The organism is Streptococcus mitis (assembly GCF_946190375.1).
Taxonomy (GTDB): domain Bacteria; phylum Bacillota; class Bacilli; order Lactobacillales; family Streptococcaceae; genus Streptococcus; species Streptococcus mitis_CJ.
Genome location: NZ_CAMIAF010000005.1, coordinates 89,406 through 110,719, shown reverse-complemented (window position 1 = coordinate 110,719; position 21,314 = coordinate 89,406). Strand labels below are relative to the sequence as shown.

Sequence of the window (21,314 nt, the reverse complement as noted above, 5' to 3'; positions counted from 1 at the left end):
GAATTCGCTCAAATTAACGAGAGATTCCTCGGTTTTCATTTCATTAAAAGTAAGAGGCCTATTTTTTCAGTGGACTCGTCAGTCGACTGAGGGTTTTTAGATTCTTAAATATTTTAAGTCAGGATCTGAAGTGTCTCACTTGGTTTAAAAAGAGAGTTAGTTGGGGGTGAGGGTTCATCAGAAATAAAAACACCACACTTTGTAAGACACAATGTGTGGTTGTATTTTATCTCTTAGACCAAGTTCTCTTCATAAAGAGAAGTAGGATAGGGTAAATCTCCAAACGCCCTGCAATCATCGCAAAGGAGAGGAGAATTTTTGAGATAGGGCTAAAGATTGAGAAACTAGATGTCGTTCCTAGAATAGGCCCGATATTATTGAAACAGCTAAAGACAGCGCTGGTCACAACCAGAAAATCATTGCTATCTAGGCTGACAATAAAGATAAGTGCTAACAAAATCATATAATAAATGACAAAGTACTTGAGAATCTTATGCTGAGTATCTTTGTCAATCACCGTTTTATTAACATGGAGGGTCAAAACACGGTGGGGTGATAGGATTGACAAAATCTGATTTTTAGCAATTTTTGAAAGGATGAGGCCTCGAATAACCTTGAGTCCACCTGCGGTTGAACCAGCAGAACCACCGATTCCCATGAGAAAGAGGAGGATAAACTGGGAGAAGAGAGGCCAGTTGGTAATATCTCCATATCCAAAACCAGTTGTTGTAATGATGTTGGAAACCTGGAAGAAGGCCATTTCAAAACTTTTTGAAAATCCCGGGTACAGATAGAGAGTATTGAGGCTGATTAAGCCTGTAGAAATCATTACGATAACTAAGTAAGCCCGAAGTTCTTCATCTCCAAAGAAGGCCTTGACGCGACGGAGCATGAGGTAGTAGTAGAGGTTGAAATTGACCCCAAAAACCAGAACTCCGATACTAACCAGATAGGTAATCAATGAGCTACCATAGTGGGCAATCCCGTCGTTATAGACGGTAAATCCTCCTGTACCCGCTGTTCCCATGGCAATGACAAAACTATCAAATAGGGGCATTCCGGCTAGGTAATAGATGATGACAAAGAGGGAAAAGAGAGCTAGGTAAAGGAGATAGAGAATCTGGGCAGTGTTTTTTAGTTTGGATACAACCTTGCCAAAGACAGGACCAGGAACCTCAGCCTTCATCACCTCTAGGTGGCTATTCTTAGCGTTATCCATAATAGCAAGTGCAAAAACAAGCACTCCCATCCCTCCAATCAAGTGGGTAAAACTTCGCCAGAAGAGGAGGGAACGACTGAGAACCGAAACGTCATTCAGAATAGTTGCTCCAGTAGTTGTAAAGCCAGAACTAATCTCAAAAAAGGCATCGATAACGCTGGGAATTTGCCCAGCAAAGACAAAGGGGAGACCGCCAAAGAAGGACCAAAGGATCCAACAGAGAGCAACAATCAAGATTCCCTCCTTGGCGTAAATCCGTTGATTTTTTGGCTTTTGTAAAATTCCTGAACCACCTAGTAATACGAGAAGTCCAATCGTTGTAAAGAGGGCTGTAAAGACTTGGCTCGATTCGTGGTAATAGACAGCTACAGCTACAGGAACCAAGAGGAGAACAGCTTCAATCAAAAGTAACTTTGAAAGGAGGTAACGAATCATACTTTTATTCATTTCTCACCTCGCGATCAAGTCATAAATCTTGGTGATGTTTGGCAACAAAGTTGTTACTAGGAGCTTGTCTCCAACTTCCAACATATCCTCCCCAGTTGGGAAAATAGTCTTGCCCTTTCGAATGATGGCTGCAATAAGAACTCCTTTTTTCAATTTCAGTTGAGAAAGTGGTTTGGCAGTCATTTTATTAGCTTCCTTGATATGGAATTGCAGGGTTTCGATTTGGCCATTGGCTAGATGGTGCATGGCTTGAAGGTCTGAATACTGGGCATTAACCCGACCACGAATAAAGTGCATAATCGTATCTACAGCAATGCTTTTAGGTGTGATGATACTTGAAAAATCAGGCGCATTGATAATCTCTAGGAGACTGGTACGATTGACCTTGGTGATATTTTTCTGTACACCTACCCTGTCAAGGAACATAGAAGTAATCAGATTTTCCTCATCGACTCCTGTTAGAGTCGCAACGGCATCATAGTTTTGAGCACTTTCTTCCAGTAGGATATCTTTTGCGGTCCCATCTCCTTGAACGATGTAGAGATTTGGGAATTTCTCGCTAAAGAAGCTGGCGATCTCAGGATTGATTTCAATAACCTTGGTATCGATCCGACTATCTTTGAGAATACCTAATAGATAATAGGCAATTCTACCTGCCCCAATGATGAGAAGGCTCTTCACGGCACGTGATTTAAAGTAATTATGGAAGAGCATCATATCAACACGGTTACCAGTGACAAAGATTCTATCTTTATCCTGTATGGTCATGTCACCGCTTGGGATGATAATTTGATGATCTCTTTCTATCGCACATACAATGACATTGCCAAATTTTTTCCGAAAATCAGAAATGGGCATTTGGCAAAGACCACTGGAGGATTTAACAGTGAATTCCATCAAGCTGACCCGTCCACCAAAGAAACGTTCGACAGATAGGGCGTTGGGGAAGTCAATGATATTCGCGATAGCGCGGGCAGCCAAGAGCTCAGGATTAACGATAAGAGAAAAACCGAGAATATTCTTTTCCTTGAAATAAGAGTTAGAATATTCAGGGTTCCGCACCCGAACGATGGTCTCTTTAGCTCCCATTTTTTTGGCTAGAACGGCTGCAATCATGTTCACTTCATCATATTCAGTCAGGGCGATAAAGATATCACAATCCTGGACACTGGCTTGCTCAAGGATGGTAAAATCGGCCCCGTTGCCAAGGATACCCATGATATCAAAGCGATTGACAATATGATTGAGGACGGCTTCGTCTTGCTCAATTAGCAAAACATCATGCTTTTCTGCAACCAAGGAGCGACAGAGGGCAAAACCAACTTTTCCCCCTCCGACAAGGATAATTTTCATATTAAAACCTACTTCTTCATTATGTAACTATCATACCTTTTTTCAAGAAAAAATGCACCTACTAGCTAATAACCAGAGCTTTTAGTAGGAAATTTGCTATAAGGTAAAACTATACCCTAATCAATTGAAATAGCTATTAGCACCTTTCTCTGAAATATGGTATGATAAAGGATATACAAGGAGATAAAATGAATAATAATTTACTGGTATTACAATCAGACTTTGGTCTGGTTGATGGTGCGGTATCGGCTATGATTGGAGTGGCTTTAGAAGAGTCTCCAACCTTAAAAATTCATCACTTGACGCACGATATCACGCCTTATAATATTTTTGAGGGGAGCTATCGCCTTTTTCAGACGGTGGATTACTGGCCTGAGGGAACAACTTTTGTATCGGTTGTCGATCCAGGTGTCGGCTCGAAACGTAAGAGTGTGGTTGCCAAGACTGCAAAAAATCAATACATTGTCACGCCAGACAATGGAACTCTTTCTTTTATCAAGAAACACGTTGGCATTGTAGCTATTCGTGAGATTTCTGAAGTGGCCAATAGACGTCAAAATACAGAGCATTCTTATACCTTCCACGGTCGTGATGTCTATGCCTATACTGGTGCTAAACTGGCCAGTGGTCACATTACTTTTGAGGAAGTGGGGCCAGAGCTCAGTGTGGATCAGATTGTAGAGCTTCCAGTCGTAGAGACAATAATAGAGGATCATCTGGTAAAGGGAGCTATTGATATTCTGGATGTGCGTTTCGGTTCGCTTTGGACCTCTATCACGCGAGAAGAATTTTACAAGCTGGAACCAGAATTTGGTGACCGTTTTGAAGTGACTATCTATCATGCAGATATGCTGGTCTATCAAAATCAGGTTGTCTATGGCAAATCATTTGCAGATGTGAGAATTGGGCAACCAATCCTTTACATCAACTCTCTCTATCGTTTAGGTCTGGCTATCAACCAAGGTTCTTTTGCAAAGGCCTATAATGTAGGTGTCGGTTCATCTTGGACCATTGAAATAAAGAAAATAGAAGGATAAAATTGGAGAATAAATAGTATGGAAATCAAATTTACAATTAAACAAGTTGTTGCTGTCGGAATTGGCGCTGCCCTCTTTGTCGTCATCGGGATGATCAATATTCCGACCCCTGTTCCAAATACAAGCATCCAGCTTCAGTATGCGGTACAAGCGCTACTTTCTATTATTTTTGGACCGATTATCGGTTTGCTTGTCGGGTTGATTGGTCATGCAATCAAGGACTCTCTTGCTGGTTACGGTCTGTGGTGGACTTGGATTATTGCTAGCGGTCTCTTTGGTCTAGCTGTAGGGCTATTTAGAAAGTACGTTCGCGTGATCAATGGTGTCTTTGACTGGAAAGATATTCTTATTTTTAACCTTATTCAACTACTTGCAAATGCTCTTGTTTGGGGTGTCTTGGCACCACTTGGAGATGTTGTGATTTATCAAGAAGCGGCAGAAAAAGTATTTGCCCAAGGAATTGTTGCGGGAATTGCTAATGGTGTATCTGTAGCTATTGCAGGAACTCTTCTCTTACTTGCCTATGCAGGAACTCAAACTCGTGCAGGAAGTTTGAAAAAGGACTAAAATGATGGGGAAGGCTGGGCAACCAGTCTTTTTCGATGTTTATAGATTAGTTAGGCAAGTAAGCTAGGATAGGAATCTTTTTAGCGCTAAGATTTTAAGAGAAGAGACTGCAAGAAGGGATTGATTTATGATAAAATAGAAGTCTAAGAAGCGAATGAAGAGAGTAAGATGAAAGAAGCTATAATTGAGTGGAAGGATTTCTCTTTCCGGTATGAAACACAACAAGAACCGACCTTGCAAGGGGTAGACTTGACCATTTACAAGGGAGAGAAAGTCTTAATTGTTGGGCCATCTGGGTCAGGTAAGTCTACCTTGGGTCAGTGTTTGAATGGGATTATTCCCAATATTTACAAGGGTCAGATGTCTGGAGAATTTTTGATCAAGGGGCAAGCAGCCTTTGATATGAGCATCTACGATAAATCTCATCTGGTCAGTACAGTTTTGCAGGATACAGATGGGCAGTTTATCGGTTTATCCGTGGCAGAGGATTTGGCTTTTGCTCTGGAAAATGATGTGACAGATCTAGAGGAGATGAAAAGCCGTGTTCATAAATGGGCTGAAAAGCTAGATCTTATTTCTTTACTGTCTCAGCGTCCTCAGGATTTGTCAGGTGGACAAAAGCAGCGGGTCAGTCTGGCTGGTGTCTTGATTGATGAGAGTCCGATTCTCTTGTTTGATGAGCCACTCGCCAATCTGGATCCCAAGTCAGGTCAGGATATTATTGAATTGATTGATCAGATTCATAAGGAGGAGGGGACGACGACTCTTATTATCGAGCACCGTTTGGAGGATGTTCTGCATCGCCCTGTGGATCGGATTGTCTTGATAAACGATGGTCGTATCCTCTTTAATGGGAGTCCTGATCAGTTATTGGCGACTGACCTGTTGACCCAAAATGGAATTCGCGAACCCCTTTATCTAACTACTCTCCGTCAATTAGGTGTGGATTTAGTCAAGGAAGAACAATTAGCAGATCTGGATAACTTGCCAATCTCAAAAGGTCAGGTTCAGTTGCGGACGGAACTGGTAAAAGAAACCCCAGAATTGCAGTCACTCTTTAGACTAGAGGACGTGTCGTTTTCTTATGATGATAGACCGATTTTAAAATCCATTTATCTGGATATTAAAAAGGGCGAAAAGATTGCCATTGTCGGGAAAAATGGAGCAGGGAAATCAACCCTAGCCAAGGCCATAAGTAGCTTTATCCAGACGGAAGGTCGCTATCTGTGGGAAGGGCAGAATATCAAAGGAGATTCTGTTGCAGAGCGGGCGGAACGAGTAGGCTATGTGCTGCAAAATCCCAATCAAATGATTTCAACCAATATGATTTTTGATGAGGTGGCTCTGGGACTTCGTTTGCGAGGTGTGGACGAGCAGGAAATTGAAACGAGAGTCTATGAAACTTTGAAAATCTGTGGTCTCTATGAATTCCGTAATTGGCCTATTTCTGCCCTGTCATTTGGTCAGAAAAAACGTGTCACCATTGCTTCAATTTTGGTCTTAGGGGCTGAAATTATCCTCTTAGATGAACCGACAGCAGGTCAAGACCAGAAGAACTATACTGAGATTATGGAATTTCTCGAAGAGTTGCATCAAAAAGGTCATACCATTGTCATGATTACTCATGATATGCAATTGATGCTAGATTATTCAGATCGAGCTCTTGTTATGGTGGATGGAGAATTGATTGCCGATACTGATCCAGCTAGTCTGTTGAGCAATCCAGAGCTGTTAGTAAAAGCCAATCTAAAAGAAACTTCAATCTTCAACTTAGCTAAGAAACTCGACGTGGATCCACTTGCTTTAACGGCATTTTACAAAGAAAGGAGAGAAGGATGCAAGCTAAATTAATCGGTTACCAGCATAGAGATACTGTGATTCATCGCTTGTCAGGTGCTGGGAAACTCCTCTTTTTCATTCTCGTGTCATTGGCGGCCATGATTAGCTATGATACCAGATTGCTTGTTCTGATCGCCATCTTTTCGGTCTTTCTCCTCTATTTGTCAGAAATCCGTTTCAAAGATGTTTCCTTTGTAGCCGTTTTTGCGACGGTATTTGCCGTTTTAAACGTTTTGATGGTCTATCTCTTTTCTCCCGAGTATGGGGTTGGACTTTACGGAGAGAGAAGTGTGATTTGGCAGGGAATCGGTGCCTACACTCTGACCAGTCAAGAGCTCTTTTATCTGCTAAATTTGGCTATTAAGTACCTTTGCACCATTCCTCTCGCTATTATCTTTTTGATGACAACCCACCCTAGTCAGTTTGCTTCCAGTTTAAATCAAATTGGTGTGCCTTACAAGATTGCCTATTCAGTCAGCTTGACTTTGCGCTATATTCCAGATTTGCAGGAAGAATTCTTTACTATCAAGATGTCACAGGAGGCGCGTGGGATGGAATTATCCAAGAAAGCTTCTCTTATGCAACGAATCAAAGGTAATTTGCGCATTATTACTCCCTTGATTTTTAGCTCGCTAGAACGGATTGATACCATCGCTACAGCCATGGAGCTTCGCCGCTTTGGGAAAGAGAAAAAACGCACTTGGTATAGTTATCAGGCCTTGAAAAAAGGTGATTATCTTACCTTGCTCTTGGCAGCCTTGTTTTTAGTAGCTAGTTTACTACTTATCTTGCAGAATCAGGGACGATTTTACAACCCTTGGAAATAGCTTGAAAAAATTGAAAAAATCAAGTCGTTTCTATTGACAATGATTCTGAAAGTGTTATACTAAGAAAGTAGTTTCGCTGATTTACTTCAAACCTGTTGTGAGGTAAGTTAACGATGCCTTAACCACGCTGTTTGCTGAGCTTGACTCCGGGCAGTGTGGCTATTTTTTTGCAATGGTGAAAGGAAGCAAGTCATGACAAATCACATTGTATTATTTGAGCCTCAAATTCCACAAAATACAGGCAATATCGCGCGTACTTGCGCTGCAACCAATTCTCCCCTCCACATCATCAAGCCAATGGGCTTTCCTATTGATGACCGCAAGATGAAGAGAGCTGGATTGGATTATTGGGATAAGCTAGAGATTTATTTTTACGAGAGTTTGGAGGATTTCATGTCTCAGATGCAGGGCAAACTCTATCTGATCTCAAAATTTGCTGAGAAAGTGTATTCTGATGTGGATTTATCGACTAACGAAGACCATTATTTTCTATTTGGACGTGAAGACAAGGGCTTGCCTGAGGACTTTATGCGAGAACATCCTGAGAAAGCTCTCCGTATTCCTATGAATGATGAACATGTCCGCAGTCTCAATGTGTCTAATACCGTCTGCATGATTGTCTATGAGGCTCTTCGCCAGCAGAACTTTGCAGGTCTTGAGCTTGTTCATACCTATGAAGTGGATAAATTGAAATAAAAAATGAAAATGAAAATGAACAAAATGCTTGCGCTTGCAAGCGTTTTTTGTTATGATAAAAGAGTCTTCAGGGCAGGGTGTGATTCCCGACCGGCGGTAAATTTGACTAGCTATTTTAGCTTTCTCGTCGTTGTCTTGTCTCGATATACTTTAAGTATTATCTTCGACTGCGACGCCTAGATAAATCTAAAATATCTTAGCCAAATAAGTCCGCGAGCGCAAGCTGATGTGGTGAGATTCCACAACCGACAGTATAGTCTGGATGGGAGAAGACGAAAGAATAGCTTTGTCTGTTCTGATAGATTCATAGCCAAACTGTAACCGCTTGCTTGAATTTCCTTAATAGAGTGAGAGGGAACTTTTGGGATATAAAAAGTGAGAATAGATAGAGGAATCCTTTCTAACTTCTTCTGATTTTATAGAAAATTGGAGGAACCTGTTATGACAAACACACGTCGACTTTCGACCATTGCGATTTTATCAGCCATCTCATTTGTGCTGATGTACTTTGACTTTCCGCTTTTACCAGCGGCGTCCTTCCTCAAGATCGAATTTAGTATCTTGCCAGTCCTTGTGGGCTTGGTGGTCATGGATTTGCCTGCTGCTCTAGGAGTTCTCTTGCTTCGCTCACTCTTGAAATTGCTTCTTAACAGTCAGGGAGTGAATACTTACATTGGCTTGCCGATGAATATCGTAGCTTTGGGAGTTTTTGTCATCGTATTTGCTTTGATTTGGAAAAAGGAACGGACAACTCTTCGTTTCCTACTAGGCTCTCTAGCTGGGACTATTGGTTTAACCGTGGCTATGTTGGTTCTCAACTATGTTTACGCTGTTCCTTTGTACGCTAAGTTTGCTAACTTTGATATTGGAAAAATTTTGGGACTTTCCAACTACCTAATGACTATGGTGTTGCCTTTTAACTTGATTGAGGGTGTAATCTTTTCCGTTTCATTCTGGTTGTTGTATGTTCTCTTGAAACCAACCTTAAAACATTATGAGAGATAAACAAACATTTTTAATGAAGGGCAGTTTTGCCCTTTTACTTTTCGTTATTCTTGGCTACATGGTCAAATTTTACCCTGAAACGCTGGTCGGTTTTGATCAACCGATACAGACTGCCGTTCGAGGAGACTTGCCAGCTTACTTGACTATTCTTTTCCGAGCCATCACACGCTTGATTGATATTCCAGTGATTATCACTTGGGTTGTCATTACAGCTTTTATCTTTTATCGTAAGCGATGGAAGATAGAAAGTTTTTTTATGCTAGGGAATTTGACTTTAGCTGGCCTTTTAATCGTGATCTTTAAAAATATTTATCAGCGCCCACGACCAGATATCTTACATTTGGTAGAGGAGAAGGGATTTTCCTTTCCAAGTGGCCATTCTCTGGCTGTAACCTTGATGGTTGGTTCTCTGATTGTTATTCTTAGTCAGCGGATTAAAGATCCGGTCTGGAGAAAAATCGTACAAATCGTCCTTGGTCTCTACCTAGTCAGTGTGCTGGTATCAAGGGTCTATCTGGGAGTTCATTACCCATCAGATGTCCTTGCCAGTCTCTGTGTGGGTTTGGGAGTCTTGTTTATCGAATTTCCCTTTTATGACAAGCTCCGCTTCCAATGGCGATTTAAAGGCAAGCAGAAGTGAATATCAAATTCTCTTGAGGAGAAAGAAATGAAAGTCAACATAAAAGCTCTCCATCCGACTCAACTATACTTATCAGAAAAGAAGTTGCAAGATATTCAGATGCTTTACCAGTCGGCAGAAACAATCCAAGTCGATCCAATCAGTATTCTTGCATTTGGAGATTGCTTGTTGATTACAGATGGGCATCACAGGACTTATCAGGCTTTATTGGCAGGTCGGGATACGATTTCTGCTGAGTTTGATAGAGACGGCGGTGATGAACTATATCATCTCTATGCGCAAGCTTGTGAGGAAAGAAAGATTTACTCTGTTCTGGATTTAAAAAATCATATCTTACCTCAAGATGAGTATGAAGCAAAATGGTATAACTGGTGTGATGGTTTTAATCAAGCAGCAACTCTTTTGTTGAAAAGGAAAGCAGATGAAACAGACCCTACAAATAGATAATTCACTGCGTCTTGTTCCTTATTATAAGGTCAATCATTGTGAAGAAGCTTTTGCTTGGTATCAGGATGTGAACTTGGTTCACCTAGTAGATGGTGTGAAGAGACCTTATAGTCAAGAAACTTTGGAAGCTATGTATTCCCATTTGGATCAGCATGGTGAACTTTTTTGGATTGAAGTCAAGGAGAAGGGAGAATGGTTTCCAATTGGGGATGTTACACTATCTCAGGATAATCTCCCCATTGTGATTGGGAATTCCGCTTACCAACATCGAGGACTTGGAAAAAAGATTCTAAGTGCTTTGATTGAATTGGCTCGAGTAAAAGGATGGAAAGAATTGAGAGTCAAGGAAATCTACACCTACAATCATGCTTCTAGGAGGTGTTTCAAGTCGCTTGGATTTGTGGAAAATGGAGCAACAGAAAAAGGAATGAGTTTTATATTGAAATTAATCTAATCTAACTTGTTTTTTAACTCAAAATCTGATAAACTATGTAGTAATTGAATAGAAATCCGCAAGACTAGTAGCCCAAGGGAAGTATATCAGGGAGGAGAGCCGTGACTGCAAGCTCTCTATATGAAAGCTGAGTGAATTCACTTGCGCATGGATTTAGAAATGAAGGTCTGACTTGTCAGATGAAAACGGATGGTACCGCGTGTCAACGCTCCGAGTGGAGTTTTTGGCATGTGGTTTTCTTTTTATCTACGAGAGACTGATGGAGGAATTATGTCAACTATTGAAGAACAATTAAAAGCGCTTCGCGAAGAAACGCTGGCTAGCTTGAAGCAGATTTCTGCTGAGAATGAAAAAGAGATGCAAGATTTGCGTGTCTCTGTCCTTGGTAAAAAGGGTTCGCTTACTGAAATCCTCAAAGGGATGAAAGATGTTTCTGCTGAGATGCGTCCAATTATCGGAAAACACGTCAATGAAGCTCGTGATGTCTTGACAGCTGCTTTTGAAGAAACAGCTAAGCTCTTGGAAGAAAAGAAAGTTGCAGCTCAACTTGCTAGCGAGAGCATTGATGTGACACTTCCAGGTCGCCCTGTTGCGACTGGTCACCGTCATGTCCTCACACAAACCAGTGAAGAAATCGAAGATATCTTCATTGGAATGGGTTACCAAGTCGTGGATGGTTTTGAAGTGGAGCAAGACTACTATAACTTTGAACGTATGAACCTTCCAAAAGACCACCCAGCTCGTGATATGCAGGATACTTTCTATATCACTGAAGAAATCTTGCTCCGTACCCACACGTCTCCAGTTCAGGCGCGTGCTATGGATGCCCATGATTTTTCTAAAGGTCCTTTGAAGATGATCTCGCCAGGGCGTGTGTTCCGTCGTGATACGGACGATGCAACCCACAGTCACCAATTCCACCAAATTGAAGGCTTGGTTGTTGGGAAAAATATCTCTATGGCTGATCTTCAAGGAACCCTTCAGTTGATTGTCCAAAAAATGTTTGGTGAAGAGCGTCAAATTCGTTTGCGTCCATCTTATTTCCCATTCACAGAGCCATCTGTTGAGGTGGATGTTTCTTGCTTCAAGTGTGGTGGAGAAGGCTGTAACGTATGTAAGAAAACTGGTTGGATCGAAATTATGGGTGCCGGTATGGTTCACCCACGTGTCCTTGAAATGAGTGGTATTGATGCGACTGTTTACTCTGGCTTTGCCTTTGGTCTTGGACAAGAGCGTGTAGCCATGCTCCGTTACGGAATCAACGATATCCGTGGATTCTACCAAGGAGATGTCCGCTTCTCAGAACAGTTTAAATAATGATTAGAAAAGTGGAAAAGGCAGATGTTGAGGTGTTGGCTAAAATTGCCAAACAAACCTTTCGTGAAACATTTGCGCATGATAATACGGAAGAGCAGTTACAGGAATACTTTGAAGAGGCTTATAGTCTGAGAGTTTTGTCAACTGAGTTGGAAAATCCAGATTCCGAAACCTATTTCATTATGCATGAAGAGGAGATAGCTGGTTTTCTCAAAGTCAACTGGGGAAGTGCTCAGACTGAGAGAGAATTAGAGGATGCTTTTGAAATTCAACGCCTCTATGTGCTACAAAAATTCCAAGGATTTGGACTAGGTAAGCAACTGTTTGAATTCGCACTTGAACTTGCTACAAAAAATAGTTTTTCCTGGGCTTGGTTAGGTGTTTGGGAGCATAATACAAAAGCTCAAGCGTTTTATAATCGATATGGTTTTGAAAAATTTAGCCAACATCATTTTATGGTTGGTCAAAAAGTAGATACAGATTGGTTACTGAAAAAGAAATTAAGGTAAGAAGATGATTCTTCTATTGAAATGATAGGAAAGGAAAAGAACCAGAGGGCAACTGTCATTCTGGAAAACTAAATTATGCTTGTATCTTATAAATGGTTAAAAGAATTGGTGGACATTGATGTGCCATCACAAGAGTTGGCTGAAAAAATGTCAACCACAGGGATCGAGGTAGAAGGTGTGGAATCACCGGCTACCGGTCTCTCAAAAATTGTCGTCGGTGAGGTCTTGTCTTGCGAAGATGTGCCAGAAACTCACCTTCATGTTTGTCAGGTTAACGTTGGCGAAGAAGAAGCCCGTCAAATCGTCTGTGGTGCCCCAAATGTGCGTGCTGGTATCAAGGTTATGGTGGCACTTCCGGGAGCTCGTATCGCTGACAACTATAAAATCAAAAAAGGTAAAATCCGCGGCTTGGAGTCACTTGGGATGATCTGTTCACTTGGTGAATTGGGAATTTCTGACTCAGTTGTGCCTAAGGAATTCGCAGATGGCATCCAAATATTGCCAGAGAATGCCGTTCCAGGGGAGGAAGTCTTTTCATATCTAGACTTGGATGATGAAATCATCGAACTTTCTATCACACCAAACCGTGCGGACGCTCTTTCTATGCGTGGAGTGGCTCACGAAGTAGCAGCCATCTATGACAAGGCAGTCAACTTTAAAGAATTTACTCTTTCAGAAACTGATCAAGCTGCAGCAGATGCTCTTTCTGTGGGCATTGAGTCAGACAAGGCGCCTTACTATGCAGCTCGTATCTTGGACAATGTGACCATCGCACCAAGTCCACAGTGGTTGCAAAACCTTCTTATGAATGAAGGTATCCGTCCTATTAACAACGTGGTGGACGTGACCAACTACATTCTGCTCTACTTTGGTCAACCAATGCATGCCTTTGACTTGGATACCTTTGAAGGGAGTGACATCCGTGTACGTGAAGCGCGTGCTGGTGAAAAATTAGTGACCTTGGATGGTGAAGAACGTGACTTGGACGTGAATGACTTAGTTATCACTGTCGCAGACAAGCCAGTAGCCCTTGCAGGTGTCATGGGCGGTCAAGCAACAGAAATCTCTGAGAAATCTAGTCGTGTCGTCCTTGAAGCTGCAGTCTTCAACGGAAAATCAATCCGCAAGACTAGCGGACGTCTCAACCTTCGTTCTGAGTCATCTTCTCGCTTTGAAAAAGGCATTAATGTGGCAACAGTCAATGAAGCTCTTGATGCGGCAGCTAGTATGATTGCCGAACTTGCTGGTGCGACAGTGCGTAAGGGTATCGTTTCAGCGGGTGAACTTGATACCTATGATGTGGAAGTTTCTTCAACTCTTGCTGATGTTAACCGTGTCCTCGGTACAGAACTTTCTTACGCGGATGTAGAAGATGTCTTCCGTCGTCTTGGCTTTGGTCTTTCTGGCAATGCAGATAGCTTTACAGTCAGCGTCCCACGTCGTCGTTGGGATATCACTATCGAAGCAGACCTCTTTGAAGAAATCGCTCGTATCTATGGATATGACCGCTTGCCAACCAGCCTTCCAAAAGATGATGGTACAGCTGGTGAATTGACAGCGACACAAAAACTTCGCCGTCAAGTTCGTACGATCGCTGAAGGAGCAGGTTTGACAGAAATCATCACCTACGCTCTAACAACTCCTGAAAAAGCAGTTGAGTTTACGGCTCAACCAAGTAACCTTACGGAACTTATGTGGCCAATGACAGTGGATCGTTCTGTCCTCCGTCAAAATATGATCTCAGGTATCCTAGATACAGTTGCTTACAACGTGGCTCGTAAGAATAAAAACTTGGCCCTTTATGAGATTGGAAAAGTCTTTGAACAAACTGGCAATCCAAAAGAAGAACTTCCAAATGAGATCAACAGTTTTGCCTTTGCCTTGACAGGATTGGTTGCAGAAAAAGATTTCCAAACAGCAGCAGTTCCAGTTGATTTCTTCTATGCTAAGGGAATCCTTGAAGCACTATTTACTCGCTTGGGACTAGAAGTAACTTATACAGCAACATCTGAAATCGCTAGCCTTCATCCAGGTCGTACAGCAATCATTTCACTCGGTGACCAAGTTCTTGGTTTCCTTGGTCAAGTACACCCAGTTACTGCTAAGGCCTACGATATTCCAGAAACGTATGTGGCTGAGCTCAACCTTTCAGCCATCGAAGCTGCCCTTCAACCAGCTGCTCCATTTGTGGAAATCACCAAATTCCCAGCAGTCAGCCGTGACGTGGCTCTACTCCTCAAGGCAGAAGTCACTCATCAAGAAGTTGTAGACGCTATCCAAGCTGCCGGCGTGAAACGTTTGACAGATATCAAACTCTTTGACGTTTTCTCAGGCGAAAAATTGGGACTTGGTATGAAGTCAATGGCTTATAGCTTGACTTTCCAAAATCCAGAAGACAGCTTAACGGACGAAGAAGTAGCACGCTACATGGAAAAAATCCAAGCGTCTCTCGAAGAAAAAGTCGATGCAGAAGTTCGTTAAAGCATCAATCCATCCTTCGGGGTGGATTTTTGCTTTTCAAATAACAATTCAGGATCAAAAACAGACAGTTGAGGAGCGGAAGGTATAAATTGAGTTTGCTACTGTATAATGGATTTATCACTAATACTCTTTGAAAATCTCTTCAAACCACGTCAGCTTCGCCTTGCCGTGTATATGTGACTGACTTCGTCAGTCTTATCTACAACCTCAAAACAGTGTTTTGAGCAACCTACGGCTAGCTTCCTAGTTTGCTCTTTGATTTTCATTGAGTATAAAAGTGCTCCAATCCATATTTTACATAGCAATAGTCTTCTAAAAATGGACAGAAATCATTGTAAAGGCTATCAAAAAGGAGTATAATGAGTGCAAGACATTTCGGAGGTGAAAGATGCTAGAAGTAAGAAGTCTAGAGAAAAGTTTTGGATCTAAGCAAGTTTTGTTTGGTATTGACTTTCAGGCGCGACCAGGTCGTATTTTGGGACTAGTTGGGAAAAATGGTGCTGGGAAGACAACAATTTTCCACAGTATTTTGAAATTTTTAGAATATCAAGGAGAAATTAGTCTGGATGAGCAGGATATTCGTCAGGAGACCTATGCTCGGATTGGCTATCTGCCTGAAGAACGCAGTCTCATGCCTAAATTGACAGTCCTTGAACAAGTTCGATATTTGGCGACTCTAAAAGGTATGGATGCCAAGGAGGTCAAGGAAAAACTCCCTCAATGGATGAAGAGGTTGGAAGTGAAAGGAAAGCTGACAGATAAAATTAAGAGTCTGTCAAAAGGAAATCAGCAGAAGATTCAGCTCATTATTACTCTGATTCATGAACCAGATTTGATTATCTTGGATGAGCCTTTCAGTGGATTGGACCCAGTCAATACTGAATTGCTCAAACAAGTCATTTTTCAGGAAAAAGAGCGCGGAGCAACCATTATCTTTTCTGACCATGTCATGACCAACGTCGAGGAGCTTTGTGACGATATTCTCATGATCCGAGATGGCCGTGTGGTCTTGCATGGACCAGTTCAGGATGTTCGCAATCAATACGGGAAAACACGTCTCTTTGTTTCAAGTGAACGAAGCAAGGAAGAATTGGAAAACCTTCCTCATGTCAAACAGGTGAGCTTGACCAAACAAGGTAGTTGGAAATTGATATTGGAGGATGAGAGTGCTGGTAGAGAACTCTTCCCAATCTTGACTCAAGGGCAATATATCGCAACCTTTGACCAACAAGCGCCAACAATCGATGAAATCTTTAAACTAGAATCAGGGGTGGAAGTATGAGAAATATGTGGGTTGTAATCAAGGAAACCTATCTTCGACATGTCAAATCGTGGAGTTTCTTCTTTATGGTGATTTCACCGTTCCTCTTTTTAGGAATCTCTGGAGGAATTGCTTATCTCCAAGGCTCTTCAATGGCTAAAAATGATAAAGTGGCAGTAGTGACAACAGTGCCATCTGTAGCAGAAGGACTGAAGAATGTAAATGGTGTTAATTTTGACTACAAAGACGAAGCAAGTGCAAAAGAAGCGATTAAAGATGAAAAATTAAAAGGCTATCTGACTATTGACCAAGAGGATAGTGTCTTGAAGGCAGTTTATCATGGCGAAACGTCGCTTGAAAATGGAATTAAATTTGCAGTTACAGGTACACTCAATGAACTGCAAAATCAGCTTAATCGTTCAACTGCCTCCTTGTCTCAAGAGCAGGAAAAACGCTTAGCGCAGACAATTCAATTCACAGAAAAGATTGATGAAGCCAAGGAAAATAAAAAGTTTATTCAAACAATGGCGGCAGGAGCCTTAGGATTCTTTCTTTATATGATTCTGATTACCTATGCGGGTGTAACAGCTCAGGAAGTTGCCAGTGAAAAAGGCACCAAAATTATGGAAGTTGTCTTTTCTAGCATAAGGGCTAGTCACTATTTCTATGCGCGGATGATGGCTCTGTTTCTGGTGATTTTAACGCATATCGGGATTTATGTTGTAGGTGGTCTGGCAGCTATTCTGCTCTTTAAAGATTTGCCTTTCTTGGCTCAGTCTGGTATTTTGAATCACTTGGGAGATGCATTCTCACTGAATACATTGCTCTTTATTTTGGTCAGTCTCTTTATGTATGTAGTCTTGGCAGCCTTCCTAGGATCTATGGTTTCTCGTCCTGAGGATTCAGGAAAAGCCTTGTCGCCTTTGATGATTTTGATTATGGGTGGTTTTTTTGGAGTGACAGCTCTAGGTGCAGCTGGTGACAATCTCATCTTGAAGATTGGTTCTTATATTCCCTTTATTTCGACCTTCTTTATGCCATTTAGAACCATTAATGGCTATGCAGGGGGAGCAGAAGCATGGATTTCACTTGCTATTACAGTGATTTTTGCGGTGCTAGCAACAGGATTTATCGGACGCATGTATGCTAGCCTAGTCCTTCAAACGGATGATTTAGGAATCTGGAAAACATTTAAACGTGCCTTAGCTTATAAATAGAAGAGCCTCGCGGAAGCGAGGTTTTTTAGAGATAAAAAGAGTGGAATTCAGAAAAATATTTTTCATATCTATTGACTTTTAGGGGTGAAATTTGGTATTATAGTAGGCGGTATTGTTTACCCCATTTGAAAGGCCCCGGAACCTTCCAAATACTTTTCGATGGGAAGGAACACCCATCACCGTAAACAAAAATCGAACTATATATAGGAGAAATCATGAACAAAACAACATTTATGGCTAAACCAGGCCAAGTTGAACGTAAATGGTACGTAGTTGACGCAACTGATGTACCACTTGGACGTCTTTCTGCAGTAGTTGCTAGCGTACTTCGCGGAAAAAACAAACCAACATTTACACCACACACTGATACAGGTGACTTTGTGATTGTTATCAATGCTGAAAAAGTTAAATTGACTGGTAAAAAAGCAACTGATAAAATCTACTACACTCACTCAAACCACCCAGGTGGATTGAAACAAATCTCTGCAGGTGAACTTCGTTCTAAAAATGCAGTACGTTTGATCGAGAAATCAGTTAAAGGTATGCTTCCACACAATACTCTTGGACGCGCTCAAGGTATGAAGTTGAAAGTATTTGTTGGAGCTGAGCACACTCACGCTGCACAACAACCAGAAGTTCTTGACATTTCAGGACTTATCTAAGGAAAGGAACAATAAAGTATGTCACAAGCACAATATGCAGGTACTGGACGTCGTAAAAACGCTGTTGCACGCGTTCGCCTTGTTCCAGGAACTGGTAAAATCACTGTTAACAAAAAAGATGTTGAAGAGTACATCCCACACGCTGACCTTCGTCTTGTAATCAACCAACCATTCGCAGTTACTTCAACTGCAGGTTCATACGACGTTTTCGTTAACGTTGTAGGTGGTGGATACGCTGGTCAATCAGGAGCTATCCGTCACGGTATTGCTCGTGCCCTTCTTCAAGTAGACCCAGACTTCCGCGATTCATTGAAACGCGCAGGACTTCTTACACGTGACTCACGTAAAGTTGAACGTAAGAAACCAGGTCTTAAGAAAGCTCGTAAAGCATCACAATTTAGTAAACGTTAATTCGAAAGAATTACTATACTTATACAGAGCACCTTTCGGGGTGTTCTTTTTTATACTTTCTTACTAAATTGGTGCAATTGACACAGTTGTTGCGACTTTAGTCGCTTACAAATGTGGCTGCAACCTGACAAGGTCAGTTGCCTCAAAACGTTAATCAATACGATTATATCAACGTTTCAAAGCACTCAAAAGTTTACCTTATGGGTGCTTTTTTCGTGTTTTTTTGAAAAAGTTCACCTCAAAGTTTACCTTATTGTTTTAGAGACTTTAAAGCAAATTCACCAACGGTCATGGGAACAACGTTAGAAGTATTGACATAAATCTGTGTTGTACCTGTGTCACTGTGTGTTAGTGCGTTAGTGCTTCATAGATTCCATAGTTTAATCCAGTTTTAGCCATTTTATTTTCTCCTTTATTTTATTATTTCTTGAGTACTAGCTTCTCAGCAAAAACGTTGAATGCAGGTGTGACAGAATTTCCATTAAGCGAAGTATCTGATAGGAAGACAGGGTTAATCACTTTTACAAGAGCATCTTCTGGGAAGACTGTGGTAGAAGCAGGTGTGATTACGTGGAAGGATCCGTGTTGTTCATTGTTTAGCACGTGGCGTTGGTATTTGCCTTCTTTTCCGAAGACATAGCGTGGTGCATTGCCCAATTTTTCGTAGTAAGCAGTGCCGATAAATTCTGGTAGCATAACAAGTGTTTCTGGGATCATAGATATTTCCTTTCTGAGTGTAAAATAAAAAGAGTTAAGCTAGTTGCTTCACTCTTGAGTAGTAATGAGTAAAAAGTTTTCGTTTAAACATTCTTGTGTAAAATTGTACTTCACCTTGAGCAAAGCCAGTAAGAAGTGATTGATTGGCAAGTTTATCTAAATCCTTTTGGGCTTGATGATAGAGTTGCCCCTGGAGTTGTTCTGATGAGGAAAAGATATCATAGGTGAAAATGTAGTTTTTATAGATTCGTTCACATTGTTGTGCGAAAAAAGTTAGTCATATGTTCAATGTCATTAAGTTAGTGATCTAACTCTTTAAATAGGAGATAGGATTGAGAACATCAAAGTGATTCTCTATCCTATCTTCTATTTTTTTGCATGACAAATAAAGGTTTTTTCACCCTATTTTTTGAGATTTATGTTACTCTATAGATGAAATCAACTACCGATTGGGTTTTTATCTTTCTTTGATATTTTCGATTCGATCGAATAATAGATAACTGTTTCTTGAGGTAGTTTTTCAACTGGAGAGAAGAAAGGGAACAGTTAAAAAACAAACGGCAGGCATAAGCCGCATCTGAGAAACACACTTTATATCTTTGTTTCTTACGACTACTGTCGATGGCAACTTGCGAGATTACCCAACGACAAAAGTTAAAATTTGTAAAGCGAGCAAAGATTTCTTGGAGAATCCCTTCCTTCTTTTTTGCATGAAAATTGACCAAGCCAACACTGTATTTCAGGTCACGAAAACTAGTCTCTATGCCCCATCTGCTGGCGTAGAGATTTTTTAATTCTTGGATTGAATAGTCTGTATTTGTCACTAAAGTTTCGTATTTTCCTTCTTCCACTTCTAAACGCACCATACGAAAAGGAAGTTGGTATAGTTCAACAGGGTCATGTTTTCGACTTGTTTCTGGAAGAAAATCAAAAGTAGAATTGTGTGGAATAAAATGATAGTCATTGGGACAGTTGAGATAAAGTTTTTTGAGCTGATTGGTTTGCTTTCGTGATAATGTTAGAGAAAATGTTTGATCAAAACACTCTGTATTTGGCAAGTTGAAGGAGGAACGCATGGATTGTTTTCCATCTCGAATACGGATGATATAAAGCCAACCTTTTTCTTGAAAATGAGCCATAAGATTGTAACTTTCATAACCTCTATCCATAATAACAAGAGCTTTCTCGAAAGGGAGAAGCCTCCATCATCTGAATCAGATCTAAGCGCTCATGTTGTGCATGTTTGTCTTGAATAGAAACATCTCGATACACTCCAGTCGTCAAGTCGTATAGGGCATTTATGTGTATGAGATTATAGGATTTAACATCCTTTTGGGTTTGGATAGAGGTTTCTGTATCCATGGGATTTCGAGGAATACAGATATCACTCCCATCTGCAGCGAATATTGGAAAATCAGTATTAAGTGGAATAGGTGCTGTAAATTCTTTAAATAGGGCATAGAACGCTTCAGGTTTTATCTGATAGCGTCTTTGAACAAAGGCTGAATTTGAAACTGTCAGTTTGGCATCTAGTAATTCTTTTGACAATGATTTCCCTCCCATTCCCAGAATGGTACGAATCATAGTTTCTAGTGATAAACTTCTTTTACTAGTAAAGGCCTGTTCATCTTGTTTGACGAACTCAACTTTTTGACTAATGATACTTTGAATACTCTTATTCAAGTGGGCTTTTATTTGTTTTATCATGGAAAATCCCTCCTTAACTATAAGTTTATCACATAAAAAAGAAACCCAAATACAGAATTGTTTTTGAATTTCTTAACTTAATGACATTGGTCATATGTTCTCCTTTATTGTAAAAGTAAAAAGCTACTAAGAAAATGGACTTAGTAGCTAGAGTAGATCTATCTAGTAAATTAGATAGACAGCAGTAGAGAAAAATTATTTGGTCGAAGGATTCCTCCTTCACGGTGGCAACGTTTTGCAAGGTGCATTGTATCAATTACCATCGCTTGCCCAGCCAATCTCATCAGGTAGTCATTGTCATACCCTTAAGATTCTCTTACTCCCTTTGGCGAAGCCAGTTCACTTTACTATTCGGAAAAGTGCGAAAGTCCGAAATGCGTGGAAGTCCACAAAAAATGTTTTAAATCTTCACTTCAACCATCTAACAGACTTGACTTTTCTTTCTAAAACGTTTACAATAAAGGTACGAAATTTAGTGTAGTTTTGGCAATCAATCTTCTG

General features: G+C 40.9%; 19 protein-coding genes, 1 pseudogene and 1 riboswitch. Of the genes and pseudogenes, 16 read left to right on the top strand and 4 right to left on the bottom strand.

Features of this window, described 5'->3' with window-relative positions; translation table 11 throughout:
* Positions 1 to 226 precede the first annotated feature (226 nt).
* Both N8M09_RS03770 and trkA read right to left on the bottom strand, forming a co-directional pair.
* On the bottom strand, positions 227 to 1,666 hold the full coding sequence (locus N8M09_RS03770; protein ID WP_261063900.1) for a TrkH family potassium uptake protein: 1,440 nt from the start codon (positions 1,664 to 1,666) through the stop codon (positions 227 to 229).
* A 3-nt stretch (positions 1,667 to 1,669) separates the two neighbouring features.
* Positions 1,670 to 3,019 (bottom strand): Trk system potassium transporter TrkA, encoded by a 1,350-nt coding sequence (trkA, locus tag N8M09_RS03765; protein ID WP_261063898.1) that lies wholly within the window; start codon positions 3,017 to 3,019, stop codon positions 1,670 to 1,672.
* A 188-nt stretch (positions 3,020 to 3,207) separates the two neighbouring features.
* Between trkA and N8M09_RS03760 the strand changes: the two genes are divergently transcribed.
* From N8M09_RS03760 to rpsI, 16 genes are all read left to right on the top strand, one after another.
* Positions 3,208 to 4,056, top strand: a complete 849-nt coding sequence (locus N8M09_RS03760; RefSeq protein ID WP_176139370.1) for an SAM hydrolase/SAM-dependent halogenase family protein — start codon at positions 3,208 to 3,210, stop codon at positions 4,054 to 4,056.
* A gap of 18 nt (positions 4,057 to 4,074) precedes the next feature.
* A complete protein-coding gene (locus N8M09_RS03755; RefSeq protein WP_000403160.1) occupies positions 4,075 to 4,623 on the top strand; it encodes an ECF-type riboflavin transporter substrate-binding protein in 549 nt (182 codons plus the stop codon).
* Positions 4,624 to 4,791: 168 nt separating this feature from the next.
* Positions 4,792 to 6,474, top strand: coding sequence for an ABC transporter ATP-binding protein (locus N8M09_RS03750; RefSeq protein ID WP_261063895.1), 1,683 nt, complete (start codon positions 4,792 to 4,794; stop codon positions 6,472 to 6,474).
* Positions 6,459 to 7,289 (top strand): energy-coupling factor transporter transmembrane component T family protein, encoded by an 831-nt coding sequence (locus N8M09_RS03745; RefSeq protein WP_001148089.1) that lies wholly within the window; start codon positions 6,459 to 6,461, stop codon positions 7,287 to 7,289. The genes N8M09_RS03750 and N8M09_RS03745 overlap by 16 nt, the downstream gene beginning before the upstream one ends.
* A 192-nt stretch (positions 7,290 to 7,481) precedes the next feature.
* Complete coding sequence (locus N8M09_RS03740; protein ID WP_084890989.1) at positions 7,482 to 7,985, top strand: tRNA (cytidine(34)-2'-O)-methyltransferase; 504 nt, start codon at positions 7,482 to 7,484, stop codon at positions 7,983 to 7,985.
* A 59-nt stretch (positions 7,986 to 8,044) separates the two neighbouring features.
* Positions 8,045 to 8,263: riboswitch (FMN riboswitch) on the top strand.
* Between the two features lie 163 nt (positions 8,264 to 8,426).
* Positions 8,427 to 8,990 carry an ECF transporter S component gene (locus N8M09_RS03735; RefSeq protein WP_000185834.1) on the top strand — a complete coding sequence of 188 codons (564 nt, stop codon included), beginning with the start codon at positions 8,427 to 8,429 and terminating at the stop codon, positions 8,988 to 8,990.
* Positions 8,980 to 9,630, top strand: coding sequence for a phosphatase PAP2 family protein (locus N8M09_RS03730; RefSeq protein ID WP_261063893.1), 651 nt, complete (start codon positions 8,980 to 8,982; stop codon positions 9,628 to 9,630). Before N8M09_RS03735 ends, N8M09_RS03730 begins: the two co-directional genes overlap by 11 nt.
* Positions 9,631 to 9,657: 27 nt before the next feature.
* The gene (locus N8M09_RS03725; protein WP_261063892.1) at positions 9,658 to 10,077 is read left to right on the top strand and encodes a chromosome partitioning protein ParB; all 420 of its coding nucleotides are present in this window, start codon (positions 9,658 to 9,660) and stop codon (positions 10,075 to 10,077) included.
* A gap of 4 nt (positions 10,078 to 10,081) precedes the next feature.
* Positions 10,082 to 10,531, top strand: coding sequence for a GNAT family N-acetyltransferase (locus N8M09_RS03720; protein WP_025170929.1), 450 nt, complete (start codon positions 10,082 to 10,084; stop codon positions 10,529 to 10,531).
* A 270-nt stretch (positions 10,532 to 10,801) separates the two neighbouring features.
* Positions 10,802 to 11,848 carry a phenylalanine--tRNA ligase subunit alpha gene (gene pheS / locus N8M09_RS03715; RefSeq protein ID WP_049524320.1) on the top strand — a complete coding sequence of 349 codons (1,047 nt, stop codon included), beginning with the start codon at positions 10,802 to 10,804 and terminating at the stop codon, positions 11,846 to 11,848.
* A complete protein-coding gene (locus tag N8M09_RS03710; RefSeq protein ID WP_261063891.1) occupies positions 11,848 to 12,357 on the top strand; it encodes a GNAT family N-acetyltransferase in 510 nt (169 codons plus the stop codon). The genes pheS and N8M09_RS03710 overlap by 1 nt, the downstream gene beginning before the upstream one ends.
* 75 nt (positions 12,358 to 12,432) lie before the next feature.
* A complete protein-coding gene (gene pheT, locus N8M09_RS03705) occupies positions 12,433 to 14,838 on the top strand; it encodes a phenylalanine--tRNA ligase subunit beta (protein ID WP_261063888.1) in 2,406 nt (801 codons plus the stop codon).
* A 388-nt stretch (positions 14,839 to 15,226) separates the two neighbouring features.
* Complete coding sequence (locus N8M09_RS03700; protein WP_261063887.1) at positions 15,227 to 16,120, top strand: ABC transporter ATP-binding protein; 894 nt, start codon at positions 15,227 to 15,229, stop codon at positions 16,118 to 16,120.
* The gene (locus N8M09_RS03695; RefSeq protein ID WP_261063886.1) at positions 16,117 to 17,316 is read left to right on the top strand and encodes an ABC transporter permease; all 1,200 of its coding nucleotides are present in this window, start codon (positions 16,117 to 16,119) and stop codon (positions 17,314 to 17,316) included. The genes N8M09_RS03700 and N8M09_RS03695 overlap by 4 nt, the downstream gene beginning before the upstream one ends.
* Before the next feature lie 215 nt (positions 17,317 to 17,531).
* On the top strand, positions 17,532 to 17,978 hold the full coding sequence (gene rplM / locus N8M09_RS03690; RefSeq protein ID WP_001044624.1) for a 50S ribosomal protein L13: 447 nt from the start codon (positions 17,532 to 17,534) through the stop codon (positions 17,976 to 17,978).
* Positions 17,979 to 17,996: 18 nt separating this feature from the next.
* A complete protein-coding gene (gene rpsI / locus N8M09_RS03685) occupies positions 17,997 to 18,389 on the top strand; it encodes a 30S ribosomal protein S9 (RefSeq protein ID WP_000075964.1) in 393 nt (130 codons plus the stop codon).
* Between the two features lie 420 nt (positions 18,390 to 18,809).
* Here the strand turns inward: rpsI and N8M09_RS03680 are convergent, their stop codons facing one another.
* Both N8M09_RS03680 and N8M09_RS03675 read right to left on the bottom strand, forming a co-directional pair.
* Positions 18,810 to 19,106, bottom strand: coding sequence for a cytoplasmic protein (locus N8M09_RS03680; protein WP_261063884.1), 297 nt, complete (start codon positions 19,104 to 19,106; stop codon positions 18,810 to 18,812).
* A 416-nt stretch (positions 19,107 to 19,522) separates the two neighbouring features.
* A pseudogene (locus tag N8M09_RS03675) lies at positions 19,523 to 20,813 on the bottom strand (IS4 family transposase).
* Positions 20,814 to 21,314 lie beyond the last annotated feature (501 nt).